Source organism: Priestia sp. YIM B13486 (assembly GCF_042787865.1).
In the GTDB taxonomy this organism is placed as follows: domain Bacteria; phylum Bacillota; class Bacilli; order Bacillales; family Bacillaceae_H; genus Priestia; species Priestia megaterium.
Window position 1 is genome coordinate 634,379 of record NZ_JBHZOZ010000002.1, and the last position, 14,136, is coordinate 648,514.

Annotated in this window: 12 protein-coding genes; 10 read left to right on the forward strand and 2 right to left on the reverse strand. The window is 37.0% G+C overall.

Features of this window, described 5'->3' with window-relative positions:
- Window positions 1-218 precede the first annotated feature (218 nt).
- Window positions 219-1,619, forward strand: a complete 1,401-nt coding sequence (locus ACFX4G_RS07380) for an amino acid permease (protein WP_050688893.1) — start codon at window positions 219-221, stop codon at window positions 1,617-1,619.
- Between the two features lie 66 nt (window positions 1,620-1,685).
- On the opposite strand, the gene ACFX4G_RS07385 is transcribed toward ACFX4G_RS07380, so the two are convergent.
- On the reverse strand, window positions 1,686-2,894 hold the full coding sequence (locus tag ACFX4G_RS07385) for an MFS transporter (RefSeq protein WP_043982521.1): 1,209 nt from the start codon (window positions 2,892-2,894) through the stop codon (window positions 1,686-1,688).
- Between the two features lie 255 nt (window positions 2,895-3,149).
- Here ACFX4G_RS07385 and ACFX4G_RS07390 point away from each other — a divergent pair, with 255 nt between their 5' ends.
- The 9 genes from ACFX4G_RS07390 to ACFX4G_RS07430 all read left to right on the forward strand — a co-directional run bounded on the left by ACFX4G_RS07390 (window position 3,150) and on the right by ACFX4G_RS07430 (window position 13,262).
- A complete protein-coding gene (locus ACFX4G_RS07390; RefSeq protein ID WP_028408494.1) occupies window positions 3,150-3,611 on the forward strand; it encodes a MarR family winged helix-turn-helix transcriptional regulator in 462 nt (153 codons plus the stop codon).
- Window positions 3,608-6,277 carry an MMPL family transporter gene (locus tag ACFX4G_RS07395; protein WP_377573637.1) on the forward strand — a complete coding sequence of 890 codons (2,670 nt, stop codon included), beginning with the start codon at window positions 3,608-3,610 and terminating at the stop codon, window positions 6,275-6,277. The genes ACFX4G_RS07390 and ACFX4G_RS07395 overlap by 4 nt, the downstream gene beginning before the upstream one ends.
- Before the next feature lie 262 nt (window positions 6,278-6,539).
- Complete coding sequence (locus ACFX4G_RS07400; protein ID WP_016764155.1) at window positions 6,540-6,704, forward strand: hypothetical protein; 165 nt, start codon at window positions 6,540-6,542, stop codon at window positions 6,702-6,704.
- 301 nt (window positions 6,705-7,005) lie between these two features.
- Window positions 7,006-8,154, forward strand: a complete 1,149-nt coding sequence (locus ACFX4G_RS07405; RefSeq protein WP_377573640.1) for an ABC transporter ATP-binding protein — start codon at window positions 7,006-7,008, stop codon at window positions 8,152-8,154.
- Window positions 8,155-8,233: 79 nt separating this feature from the next.
- Window positions 8,234-9,220: an SIS domain-containing protein gene (locus ACFX4G_RS07410; protein ID WP_043982524.1), complete on the forward strand. Its 987-nt coding sequence runs from the start codon at window positions 8,234-8,236 to the stop codon at window positions 9,218-9,220.
- 116 nt (window positions 9,221-9,336) lie between these two features.
- Window positions 9,337-10,623, forward strand: a complete 1,287-nt coding sequence (locus tag ACFX4G_RS07415; RefSeq protein WP_377573643.1) for an ABC transporter substrate-binding protein — start codon at window positions 9,337-9,339, stop codon at window positions 10,621-10,623.
- Window positions 10,624-10,638: 15 nt separating this feature from the next.
- On the forward strand, window positions 10,639-11,520 hold the full coding sequence (locus ACFX4G_RS07420) for a carbohydrate ABC transporter permease (RefSeq protein ID WP_318331315.1): 882 nt from the start codon (window positions 10,639-10,641) through the stop codon (window positions 11,518-11,520).
- Entirely contained in the window at window positions 11,520-12,404 is an 885-nt protein-coding gene (locus ACFX4G_RS07425) for a carbohydrate ABC transporter permease (protein ID WP_043982526.1), read from the forward strand. Before ACFX4G_RS07420 ends, ACFX4G_RS07425 begins: the two co-directional genes overlap by 1 nt.
- 15 nt (window positions 12,405-12,419) lie before the next feature.
- Window positions 12,420-13,262 carry a fructoselysine 6-kinase gene (locus tag ACFX4G_RS07430; RefSeq protein WP_377573646.1) on the forward strand — a complete coding sequence of 281 codons (843 nt, stop codon included), beginning with the start codon at window positions 12,420-12,422 and terminating at the stop codon, window positions 13,260-13,262.
- 41 nt (window positions 13,263-13,303) lie between these two features.
- On the opposite strand, the gene ACFX4G_RS07435 is transcribed toward ACFX4G_RS07430, so the two are convergent.
- Window positions 13,304-14,035 (reverse strand): GntR family transcriptional regulator, encoded by a 732-nt coding sequence (locus tag ACFX4G_RS07435; RefSeq protein WP_013057106.1) that lies wholly within the window; start codon window positions 14,033-14,035, stop codon window positions 13,304-13,306.
- Between the last annotated feature and the right edge of the window lie 101 nt (window positions 14,036-14,136).

Genomic DNA, 14,136 nt, shown 5'->3' on the forward strand with positions numbered 1-14,136 from the left:
TTTATTTAGTTTATAAATCCAAAATAGAGCGATATTAAGAAATCGCTTACAAAAACTCTTGAAATATATATAATGATATTAGTATACTAATAGACAAGTTAGTAATTATTTCTATATAATTACTTCTATATCTGAAGTAAAAACGCGCAGCCCAATGGGGAAAAACGTTATTTTCAAGTTTTTTAAGGGATGAATGGCAACAGAGAGGAGAGAGTGCAATGGGAAAACTATTTAAAAAGAAGTCAATCGAGCAATTATTAGAACAAAGTCAAAACAAATCTCTAGTCAAAACATTAGGAGCATTCGATTTGACTCTTCTTGGTATTGGAGCCGTAATCGGAACGGGGGTTTTAGTATTAACAGGCTTAGTAGCTGCTAACGATGCTGGACCAGCCGTTATTTTTTCTTTTATATTGGCGTCTATTGTATGCGGTTTTGCAGCGCTGTGCTATGCGGAATTTGCTTCAACTATACCTGTATCTGGGAGCGTTTACACCTATACATATGCAACCATCGGCGAAGTGGTAGCGCACTTAATGGGATGGACGTTGCTTTCTGTCTATTTGTTAACAATGTCAGCAGTAGCAAACGGATGGTCTTCTTATTTTAACAACTTTTTAGAAGGCTTTGGTTTTTCGCTGCCAAAAGAATTGATTACGATCCCTGCAAATGGAGGTCTAGTGAACCTTCCTGCTATTTGTATTACGCTTCTTATTACATGGCTGCTTTCAAGAGGAACAAAAGAAAGTAAAAAAGTGAATAACTTTATGGTGCTTGTTAAATTGTTTATTATCCTTCTTTTTATTATTGTAGGAGCTTTTTATGTAAAACCGTCTAATTGGACACCTTTTATGCCTTATGGAATTGAAGGTGTTGTGACAGGGGGCGCGGCCGTATTTTTTGCTTTCTTAGGTTTTGATGCCTTATCTACATCAGCAGAAGAAGTAAAGAATCCGCAGCGCAATTTGCCCATTGGAATTATTAGTTCACTTGTGATCTGCACGATTATTTATGTAGCGGTATGCCTTGTTATGACCGGAGTTGTTTCGTACAAGGAACTGAATGTCCCAGAAGCAATGGCCTATGTTCTCCATTCAGTAGGACAAAATGCAGTGGCAGGGGTTATTGCTGCAGGAGCTGTCATTGGAATCATGGCTGTTATTTTCGCCTACATTTATGCAGCAACACGCATTTTATTCTCAATGAGCCGCGACGGCTTGCTGCCAAAAGCATTTGCTAAAACAAATGAGAAAACGGGAGTTCCGACTCTTTCTACTTGGCTAGTAGGGATTATCGGAGCGTTAATTTCAGGGTTTATTGATCTAAAAGAACTTGCGAATTTAGCAAATATCGGAGCTCTTTTAACTTTCGGCATGGTGGGCGTCAGCATTATCATTTTACGTAAAACGCACCCAACTTTAAAACGTGGATTTACAATGCCGTTTGTCCCGGTTTTACCAATTTTATCTGTATTATCTTGTTTGTTTTTAATGATTAATCTTCCTAAAACAACATGGCTGTATTTTAGCATATGGATTGTGCTTGGTATAGTTGTATATGTCGGTTATTCTCGTAAACACAGTCGATTAACAAGTAAAGAAATGAAAAAAGCAAGTTAAAAGTAGAAAAAGAGCCTTTCAGCAAAGAAAGGCTCTTTTTCTACTTGTTGTTCGGTTGTTAGACAGTTAGGACGATTGTTCACTATGTTTTTTGCGTGTCTCCACAATAAAAAGACAAGTGCTGATAATAAAAGCCGTTCCTACAAAAATGGCGCCGACCCAAGGAAGTGAAGTAAGTCCCATATGATTAATAATTACGCCTCCGAAAAAGGCGCCAAAAGCATTTCCTAAGTTAGCAAACGAGTGATTCGAAGTAGAAGCTAAAGCAGGTGCTTCCTGTGCTAAGTTCATAATTTTCACTTGAATACCAGGCATTACAGCAAATGCTGCTGCTCCCCAGAAAAACAGCGTGATAATTGCTGCTGCTGGGCTTTTAACGGTAAACGTAAAAATAGTCAGCACAATACAAAGAAAAGCAAATATACCTACAACTGAAGGCATTAACTTCCAGTCTGCTAGCTTGCCTCCAACAACGTTTCCGAGCGTAACGCCGCATCCATATAATACAAGTATCCACGTAACGCTATGTTCACTTACTCCTGTAACGTCTTCAAGAAGCGGTGTAATGTACGTAAATACAGTGAATAAACTGCCGCATCCTATTGCGCTTAAAAGAAGCATCACAAGAAGTTTTGGTTGAGTAAAAGCAGCAAACTGCTGTTTTAGACCCGTTAATTTGTCTTGACCAAGTTTTGGGATAAACAGAATAATACCAATAAATGCAATAATCCCCATGATCGTAATAGCCCCAAACGAAGCTCTCCAGCCTAAGTGTTGCCCAATGAATGTTCCCACAGGAACACCGATGATATTTGCAATGGTTAAACCTGCCATCATCGTTGCGACAGCACTTGCACGTTTATGAGGTTGTACGAGCCGTGAAGCAATAACAGCGCCTACTCCAAAGAACGTACCGTGACATAATGCTGTAACTAAACGAGCTCCCATTAAAATTCCATAGCTGGGTGCAATAATAGCAATTGCATTTCCGAGAATAAATAAAAGCATAAGTAAACAAAGCAGAAGCTTTTGAGGAAGTCGATGAGTAAAAATGGTTAAAATTGGCGCGCCGATTGCTACTCCTAACGCATAGCTTGTAATTAGCTGACCAGCAGTCGAAATGCTAACATGAAGGTCTTCCGCAACGTTAGGCAGTATCCCCATAATAACAAATTCCGTCATTCCAATAGCAAAAGCTCCAAGAGTTAACGAGATGAGAGCAATTGGAAAGGAATCTTTCTTACTGATCTGCTCATTAGCATGCATTGTATTCATGTGTGATCACCCTTTCTGTGTATAAAATTTATATCTCCTTGAAAAGAAGTCAATTACTAATAATACTTAAGTGATGGAGCTTTGACAACCAAAAAAGCTGATGTAAGCGGTATCTTTTCGAATTCCGTTTATCTTTATCATATATGAAGACAGTCAGACATAAATTTATTGACAGAATAAAGTTTAGTCCTATAAACTATTTTTAAAGTTGAATAGTTTATACCTATAAACTAAATTAGCAAAGGAGGGAAAGAAGTGACGAAAAGCAAGTTATATCAAGCTGTAGAACTTTTTGAAGAAGTGCTGTTTGTAGGAACAGAAGTAATTCACAGAGAGCTTAGCCATAACCTCTTCGAACATGTCTCTAGGCAGCAGTTTGATTTGTTAAATAGTTTAATGATTAAAGGTCCATCTTCACCAGGCAGTCTTGCTGTCTTGCAAGGTGTTCATAAAAGTGCTATTTCGAATCGAATCAAAAAGCTGCTCGAAAAAGGGCTTGTGGAGTGGGACACTAATGAACTAGAGAGCGATAAACGTTCTAAGCTTATTAAGATTACGGCTGAAGGAGAAAAGGTAATAAATGACGGAAATGCCGCGTGTTTTAGTATCATTGAGAATTTGTTTGATGATGTAGAAGAAGAAAAAATAGATACATTTATTGAAATTCTTACAATGGCAAAAGAAAAGTTAACTACAAAAGGGGAAAGCAAAGAATGAAATTTATTGTGAAATTTAAATGGGTGATTGCGGCCTTTATTTTAGCTTTAACGGTTATATTGATGCTAACGTCACCAAATTTAACAAAGCTCGCAAGTGAACAAGGACAGTCTCAGCTTCCTGACGATGCCGTTTCATCTAGAGCCAGCCAAATTCTAAAAAATGCTGGAGAAGATAGTAATACCATCAGCATGGTTATCAAGTTAGATAACGCATTAGATAAAGATAGTGAGAAACAAATACAGAAAATCATTGATAAGACAGAGAAAATCAAAGGTGTAAAAGATGTCACAACGCCTTTAACAGATGATCAAGATGTTCGTAATCAATTAATGTCTAAAGACAAAAAAACTGTTTTAGTTCCGGTTACTGTCAGTGGATCGGATGAAAAAGTTGAAAAAATAGCGAATCAGATTTATGATAGCGTGCCAAAAGACACTACGGCATATGTAACAGGTGCATCTCTTATTAATCAGGATTTTGCACACAGTTCAGAAGAAGGGTTAAAGAAAACCGAGTTTATTACTATCTTTTTGATTTTAGGTTTGCTTTTACTCGTTTTCCGTTCAGTCGTGACGCCGTTTATTCCTATTTTAATTGTGGGAATCACATACTTAATCAGTCAATCGTTACTAGGGATTTTAGTTAAAAATGTCGATTTTCCAATCTCAACGTTCACGCAAACGTTCTTAGTAGCTATTTTATTTGGAATTGGTACGGATTACTGCATTCTTTTACTTAATCGTTTCCGTGAAGAATTGGCAAACGGACATGATAAAGTAGAGGCCACGATCACGGCTTATCGTACAGCAGGAAGAACGCTATTTATCAGCGGAATTGCCGTATTTATTGGATTTGCAGCCATTGGATTTGCCAAGTTTGCCATTTTCCAGTCGGCTGTCGGGGTAGCAGTGGGCGTAGGTGTACTGCTAGTCATTTTATTTACTCTGCTTCCACTTTTTATGGTTACGCTTGGAGAAAAATTATTTTGGCCGTCTAAAAAAGTGGCTTCTCATAGCGATAATAAGCTGTGGGGCTTTTTAGGAAAAAAGGCAGTGGCGCGACCGTTCGTGTTTTTAGTCATTACAGCGATTATTACCGTGCCTTTTATTGTAACGTACGACTCAAAAGTATCGTTTGATTCTACTGCTGAAATAAGCAGTGATTATAAATCTATAAAAGGACTAAATGCTATCAGTGATGCACTGGGAGAAGGAAAAGCGTTTCCTGTCAATGTTATTATTAAAGGAGATAAAGAGTTAACAAAGGAGGATGTTATTCCTTATTTAGGAAATATAAGCAAAGCAATTGAAAAAGTGGATCACGTGGATTCTGTTATGACTATCACACAGCCTACCGGAGAAAAGATTGATGATTTATATGTTAATTCACAGTTAGGCTCTGTATCAAACGGAATCAAAGATGCTGTTAAAGGAATCGGAGATGTGCAAAAAGGATTAAGTGATGTTAAAAAAGGGCTAAATCAAATAGCTGACCAAACGGGTTCTGCTTCTAAAGAGAAATCTGGCGGGTCGCTTGCACCTGCTGCAGATGGATTAGCTCAAATTAATCAACAGCTGCAGCTTGTCAGCACTCAGCTCTCTACAACAGGAAATGTGCAGCAAGCGGTTCCGCAGCTTGTTGCAATCAGTAAACAGCTTACTACCATTCAAACCGGTCTCCAACAAGCAAATGAGAAGCTTTCAGCTCAGCAAGGTCAAATTGGAACGTTATCAGACAGTATCAATCAGTTAGCAAAAGGCGTTAACAGTGCGAATGACGGACTGACTAAGATCTCAGATGGCTTAACAAAAGCAACAGATATGCTTGATAACATGAGTGACAGGTCAACAGTTAGAGATACGGGTATTTACCTTCCAGCAGAAGTGATGAAAGATAAAGGGTTTAAACAATCCATCGATAACTATTCTTTTGCAGATGGAAAAGGAGTTAAGCTCAGTGTAGTGCTCGATCAAAATCCATATTCTGAAGAAGCCATTTCAACCGTAAAAAATATTGAAAAAGCGGTGGCAAGCGAAGTCGTTGATACGCCGTTTGAGCATACAGAAATTGTGTACGGAGGGGTATCGAGCTCAAATGCGGATTTAAAAGATTTATCTACAACGGATCTTTCACGCACAATGGTTATTATGATGATTGGATTGTTTATTGTGCTGACCATTTTATTCCGGTCAATGATCATGCCTGTATACATGATTGCTTCACTGCTGCTTACGTATTATACAGCAATGGGAATCTCAGAGCTTCTATTCGTGGATATAATGGGGAATGACGGAATCAGCTGGGCCGTGCCATTCTTTAGTTTTGTTATTTTAGTTGCCCTTGGAATTGACTATTCTATTTTCTTGTTAGACCGTTTTAACGAAGAAGTAAAAAGCGGCGTAGCAGAAGGGATGGTTACGTCTATGAGTAAGATGGGATCGGTTATTATTACTGCTGCTATTATCTTAGCCGGAACGTTTGGGGCTATGATGCCATCAGGTGTATTAACACTTGTTCATGTAGCAACGGTTGTTATTATTGGTCTTTTACTTTATGGCCTTGTCATTCTTCCGCTTCTTATGCCAGCGATTGTCGTAACGCTTGGAGAAGGAAACTGGTGGCCGTTTCTTCGAAAAAAAGAAAAATACAAAATAGAAGAATAATTTGTATATGATAGCTATATCAAAAATTAGATATCTGTTAGGAAATAGTGATACGCCTGTATAGCATTAAACATTATATAGGGTAAAAATGAAGGATAGATGAGCGTTATAAGACTGCTCTATCTATCCTTTTTGTATTATTGGAAAACGTGAGTATAGTTTAAAAGCACAATCAAGCAGGTGCTGTTATAAATACACTTAGTCGAATAAAAGACCTCTCATCAGGAAAACCTATAGTCAAAAACATGAGGGAGGTTTTTTTATGAAATTTGTAAATTTCTTAGCTAATCAGCGAGACAAACGACGGGAACAAATGCGCGAAGCAGGAACATGTCCAGATTGCTTAGGGAAACGATTCCACCATATTGGACTTTATTTTGTGCATGTTTATGAGTGTCCAAGCTGTCAAGGCAAAGAAGATATGTAATAAAATCTTCAGAAATAAGGCAAAGGCAGTCTCTATGCAGATTATGATGTGAAACCTTCTTATTTTAGAGAAGGTTTTTATTTTTTTGAAGGTGAACGGTTGCTTGTATGTTTTGTGTTAGCAACCTTTACATATTTATTTTCTGTCTAACTAGATTCGATTAGTATAGTTATTAAGTTACTTTAATGTCTCAAGTTAACAATTTAAATAAAAAGGAGGAAAGAATTAAGGATTAAGGAAAAAGAGACGCGTAACTTGCAATCATGTATCTCAAACTTTAAATATAAGGAGCTGAGGTGATATGACAATGTTACATTTAGATAAAGTATATAAAATATATGATAAAAAAAATATCGCCGTAAATGATTTTAACCTTCAGATTGGAGAGAAAGAGTTTGTTATATTTGTTGGACCTTCAGGCTGTGGTAAATCTACTACGCTGCGAATGATTGCAGGTCTAGAAACGATTTCAAAAGGTGATTTTTACATTGATGGAGATCATATGAACGAAGTAGCTCCAAAAGATCGTGACATTGCTATGGTCTTTCAAAATTATGCTCTTTACCCTCATATGACTGTTCGAGAAAATATGGCATTTGGCTTGAAGGTAAAAAAAATAAAGAAAGACGAAATTGATAGACGGGTAAATGAAGCAGCTAAAACATTAGGTCTAGAAACATATTTAGATAGAAAGCCAAAAGCTTTATCCGGAGGGCAGCGTCAGCGAGTTGCTTTAGGTCGTGCTATTGTTCGGGAAGCAAAAGTTTTCTTAATGGATGAACCATTATCTAATTTGGATGCGAAGCTACGAGTACAGATGCGTGCTGAGATTATTAAACTGCATCAAAGGCTGCAAACAACAACAATCTATGTGACGCATGATCAAGTGGAAGCTATGACAATGGCTACTCGCCTAGTTGTTATGAAAGAGGGGATTATTCAACAGATCGGAACTCCTCAAGATATTTATAGACATCCTAGGAATGTATTTGTAGGCAGTTTTATTGGATCACCCGCAATGAATTTTTTTCGGGGGTATCTCCAAGGCACTTATTTTATAATGGGAGAAACTAAAATACAGCTTCCTGATTTTCTAATACACGCTTTACATTCTCAAGGTCATAATGAGAAAGAGGTCATAATGGGTGCGCGTCCTGAACACATTGTATATCATAAAGAGGATAGTAAGAGAGAGTTGAACAATGAGTTTTGCTTCACTACGACACTAGATATGATAGAGGTACTAGGTGCTGAAACAATTTTATATGCTAGTTTAGAAAAGCAAACGTTTGTGGCTCGAGTGCCTTTTTTATGTGAGTTTGAAGCAGGGGACAAAAGCGCTTTTTCGTTGAATTTAACCTACGTGCATTTCTTTGATGGAGAAACAGAAGAGCGCATTTCTACAAATATAGATAAAAAAGTTAAATATTCTGATAAATGTATTGACTAGTTAACGTTTGCGGTTTAATATAACAATATATAACATTACATAATGTTGTATATCATATCTTATTTGAGGAGTGGGGAAAATGAGCAAAACAGCAGTGAATGTAAAAAGTGATGTGCAAGCCGTATTAAACGAATTAAAAAGCAAGCAAATTCGTAATGTGTTTTTCGTCGCGTGTGGAGGATCTTCTGCGATCATGTATCCAGCTAAGTATGTACTAGATCGAGAAGCTCAACATATTACATCCGATTTGTATAGCTCGAACGAATTTATCCACCGCAATCCGCAGCAGCTGGGAAAAGACTCCTTAGTTATTTTATGTTCCATGTCAGGAACAACTCCTGAGACTACAGAAGCAGCTAAGTTTGCTAAAAGCAAAGGCGCTTATGCTGTAGCCTTAACAAATGAACCTACTTCACCTTTAGCACACAGCGCAGATATTTTTATTAAGTATGAGTGGGGCAATGATATCGATGCTTTTGAAACAAATTTAGGCGTTTTATATCAGCTTGTATTTGGTCTCTTATACGTAGCAGAAGAAAATGATAAATTTGCAAAGTTAGTTACTAGCTTAGAAAATCTACAGTCTGTTTATGAAAAAGCTCTAGAATACGAAGCGAGCAACGCAAGGAAATTTGCTGAATCACATAAATCCGAACCGGTTATTTATACAATGGCCAGCGGCTCGAACTATGGAGCAGCCTATTCATTCAGCATATGTATCTTAATGGAAATGCAGTGGATTCATTCTCACGCTATTCACGCTGGAGAGTATTTCCACGGTCCATTCGAAATTATTGATGAAAACGTACCGTTTATCATCCTAGCTGGACTAGATGAAACGAGACCTTTAGAAGAACGCGCCTTATCATTCTCTAAACGATATGGAAAGAAATTAACTGTTCTAGATGCAAAAGCATATGACTTCGAAGGAATTGATAAAGATGTGCAAGGGTATATTGCTCCTCTTGTATTAAACCGTGTACTGCGTCAGTATGCCGAAGAATTAGCTGAAGCACGCAATCATCCTTTAAGTAAAAGACGCTACATGTGGAAAGTAGAATATTAATAATCTCCTAATAAAGATAGAAATCTGTATATTTTCCTTACGAGTTATACTATAATGTTATAAAACATTATAGTATAACTTATATATGAAAGCACTTACAATAAGGGGGTTTCTATATGAAAAAGACAAATTTAATCTTAGCCTCACTTTTAAGTTGTTCTTTAATGCTGGGGGGGTGTGCGGGAAAACAAACGTCTTCAGACTCAGACACAGGAAAGACAACATTAACATTCTTTCACAGATGGCCAAAAGAACCTGAAAAAAGCTACTTTGAAGAAGTTGTAAAAGAATTTGAAAAACAGCACCCTGATATTGATATTAAAACAGAAGCGGTGTTAAACGATTCGTATAAAGACAAAATTAAAGTTATGACAGGCACTAATACCCCTCCTGATGTGTACTTTTCTTGGAGCGATGAGTTTGCTAGACAATTTGTCAGAGGAAACAAAGCCTTAGATTTAACCTCTTATTATAAGAAGGATTCAGCGTGGTCTTCCAAGCTTGTTCAGTCTCAAATTAAACCATATACCGTTAATAAGAAAATTTACGGTGTTCCTGTCACAATGGACGGGAAAATGTTTTTTTACAACAAAGATATCTTCGATAAATTAGGATTAAAAGCGCCTACAAACTGGAACGAGCTATTAAATGTTTTAAGCGTGTTAAAAAAGAAGCATTATACAGCTTTAGAATTTGGAAGCCAGGATACGTGGACCATTTCTCACTACGTAGGAACCTTGAATCAGCGCATGGTAAAGCCTGACGTTCTTTCAAAAGACTATAATTCAAAAACTGGGACATTCACGGATAAAGGCTATGTAAAAGCTCTAGAAAAATTAGAAGAATTAGTTCCTTACTTTAATAAAAATACAAATTCGATTGATCATGAATATGCAAGACAACAATTTTCAAATGGAAAAGCAGCTATGTTTTATGCTGAAACCGCTGAAATTAAGCTTTTCGGTCCAACGAAATTTAAGATTGGCATGTTTAATTTTCCTAAATTAGAGGATGGAAAAGGAAATGCTACTAATTTAACTGGATCACCTGAAGGGTTTATGATTTCTTCTAAAACAAAGCATCCAAAAGAAGCGATGGAATTTCTTGAATTTTTAACATCAAAACAAATGGGTGAAAAGCTAGTAAAAGAAGTAGGGAAATACAGTGCAGTAAATGATACAGCTAACAGCAGTAATTCAACACCGGAGCAATTAGAAGCAGTAGATAATATTTTACAAGCCAAAGAGATGGCTCCATGGTTTGATATGGCAATCGATGCTCAAATTGCAGATGCTTATTTAACAGGGGCTCAGCTTATGCTAAATGGTGATAAAACACCTAAAGAAGTAATGAAAGATGTGCAAAAAGCTGCAGCCAGTGTTCGTGCTGAATCTAAAAAGTAAGGAAGTGAAAAAGCGATGTTAAAACGCAATAAGCTAACCCCTTATTTATATCTTCTTCCTGCTTTTGCTTTTTTACTACTTGTGTATATCCCTATTTTTCAGAATATTTGGGATAGTCTTTATGAGTGGAGCACATTTTCACCAGACAAAGTTTTTGTAGGAATAGATAATTATGTGCACTTATTTAAAGACCCTGTCTTTTATCAGGCACTCAAAAATAATATTCTTTATGCGGTCATTTCAATTATTTTTCAAGTGGGTGGAGGTCTAATTGTGGCTGCCGTTTTAGAAGATAAACTTATTCGAAGGTTTTCTCCTTTTTTTCGAACGGTTTATTTTTTACCAGTAGTCGTTTCGATGACCGTTATTGCCTTGCTGTTTACTTTTTTTTACAATCCTGAAGTAGGGCTTTTAAATCAAATGCTCAAAATGATCGGATTAGACTCATTGGCAAAACCTTGGCTAGGAGACAGTAATACGGCTATTTATGCAGTTATTGCTATATCTCAGTGGCAGTCTATCGGCTATATTGCCATGCTGTATATTGTAGCGATACAAAAAATCTCACCTGAATTGTATGAAGCAGCTGAAATAGACGGCGCTAATAAATTTAAAATGTTCTTTCATATTACTGTACCGCAAACAAAAGAAATGACATTTGTGGCTGTTATTTTAACCCTCACTGGTGCTTTTACAGTATTTAATGAACCTTATATTTTAACTGGAGGCGGACCGGGTACATCATCTGAAGTCCTAAGTACGTATTTATACAAAACAGCCTTTTCGAAAGATATGATGGGCTATGCTTCCTCAATTGCTACTGTCATTTTAATTATTACGCTGTTGATTTCTCTTGTTCAAATGAAAGCATTTAAAACAGGAAAGGAAGACGCTTGATGCAGATGCCTAAAACAAATGTCACCTTACCTAATGTTGTCAATACAGCCACTAAAGAAAGAAAAAAGAAGAGCTACACAGGTGTAACGATAGTATATGTCGGATTGATCGTCTATTTTATCGTCATTGCGTATCCTTTGCTTTGGATGATTATAAGTTCTTTTAAAAGCACGGATGAAATCTTTACGCACAGCTGGTCTATGCCGCATACTTGGCTAATTGAAAATTATGTGACAGCGTGGAAAAGTGGAATATCTTCTTACTTTTTAAACAGTGTAATCGTCACGGGCGCGTCTTGTTTTTTGACGGTGCTGGTCAGTGCGTTAGGAGCTTATGGACTATCACGCTTTGAGTTTCAAGGAAAAGCTTTTGTCCTCATTATATGTCTCGGAGGGCTTATGCTTTCTCCTCAGGTAAGTTTAATTCCTTTGTATAGCATTATTCAAAAACTTGGAATCTATAATACACACTTGGCACTGATTCTGCCTTATGTTGCTTATCGAATTCCTTTAACCATCTTGTTAATTCGAGCTTATTTTCTTTCGATTCCAAAAGAACTAGAGGAAGCAGCTCGGTTAGATGGATGTACAAGCTTGGGGATTTTATTTCGAATTTTTATCCCAATGAGCACGCCCATTCTATTAACAACGACAATTTTGACAGCTTACTACACATGGAATGAATTTATGTTTGCCATTATCTTTATCGACGACGACAGTTTGCGTACAATCCCAGCAGGATTAATGCAATTTAGAGACGCTTTGCAAACAGATTGGGGGGTATTACTAGCTGGACTCACCATTTCAGCAGCACCGATTGTTATGTTGTTTTTATTTATGCAAAAATATTTTATCCGTGGCATTGCTAACGGAAGTGTTAAATAATAGGAGGACAAGCAGATGAAACTAATTGGAGTAGGGGATAATGTAGTAGATTACTATAAAGATCAAGGAAAGATCTATCCAGGCGGCAACGCGCTAAATGTGGCCGTATTTTATAATAGATTGAGCAATCATCAGTCTTCCTATATGGGAATCGTGGGGAATGACGAATCGGCAGAGCATGTAGTAAATACTTTGCAGCAAGAAAAGATGGAGATTAGCAGAGTAAGAAGAGCTGTAGGAGAAAATGGAATGGCGGTTGTAACACTTGATGAACAAGGTGACCGAGTTTTTGTAGGATCAAATAAAGGGGGCGTTCAATCTAGATTAAAACTAATGCTGAATGAATCGGATTTAACCTATATTCGCCAGCACGATCTTCTTCATACGAGCGTTTTTAGTCATTTAGAATCTGACCTTCCGTTGCTACATAAAATCATTGATATTTCCTTTGATTTTTCTACGAGATACGATGAGGAATATTTACAGCAAGTATGTCCATATATCAGCTATGCATTTTTCTCAGGAAGCAGCCTGCCAGAAGAAGAGTGTATGAATTTAATAAAGCGAGTACACCTGTTAGGAACCAGTGTCGTATGCGTGACAAGAGGAGAAGAGGGAGCTTTATTATCAGTCGAAAATCAGTTATTTAAACAGCCTATAATTCCTACAAATGTAGTGGATACGCTTGGGGCTGGAGATTCTTTTATAGCTGGCTTTCTTTCTTCTTATCTACCAGAAAAAAACATAGCCAAAGCCCTCCATAATGGATCATTGGTGGCATCACAAACTTGTCAAAATTACGGAGCATTTGGATATGGAAAAGAATATCATACAGACTGTGAAATGGTTCTAAAATGAATAAAATAGCGCCTTTGCTTTTGAAGCAAGGCGCTATTTTATTAAGAATTAGAACTGTCTATAGTGAACGTAACGCGATTCGCAGGGTAGTGTAGAAAAGATGAATGAATCGGTCTTTTTTGTGCATCATACGCCACTTTTTCCACTTTAAACAGCGGCTCTCCGACTTCACATTCTAAATGTTTTGCTTCATCCACATTTGCAAATACCATGTTCAATAATTTTTTATTATGAACCGGAGCAATATTGTACTTGTTTTTTATAGTATCGTACATTGAAACTGAATTATGGACGTGCTGATCTAAGTGTGGTAACAATTCTAAGGAGTAGTGAGAAATTTCTAAGGTAAGAGGCTGGTCGTCATAATACAGAATGCGCTGCAGTTCAAGGACTTCACTTTCTGGAGGGATTGATAACATCTTTGCCACATGAGCTTTTACAGGTTTTATACCAAAAGATAAAATTTTAGTCTGCGGTACTTTCCCTAATTCCGACATATACTCTGTATGCCCATTAACGGCAAACAGCTCTCTCTTAGCTTTTGGATATTGAACAAAGGTTCCTTTTCCTTGCTGACGTATCAGAAGGCCTTCTTCTACTAAATCTAATACGGCTTTTCTTACCGTAATCCGACTTACTCCGTATATATCGCACAAATCCGTTTCAATTGGAAGTTTTTCACCCGGAGTATAAACTCCTTTATTAATATCTTCTGTAATAGCCTGTTTTAACTGCATATATAAAGGCGTAGAGCTATGAGTATTTAGCTTCATCTTTTTCCTCCTCTTTCCTAAATACTTTCTTTTGAATATAATTATATTATAACGTAATGTGATGTTATATTACAATTTGCCTTTCTTCCTTTTTATCATGT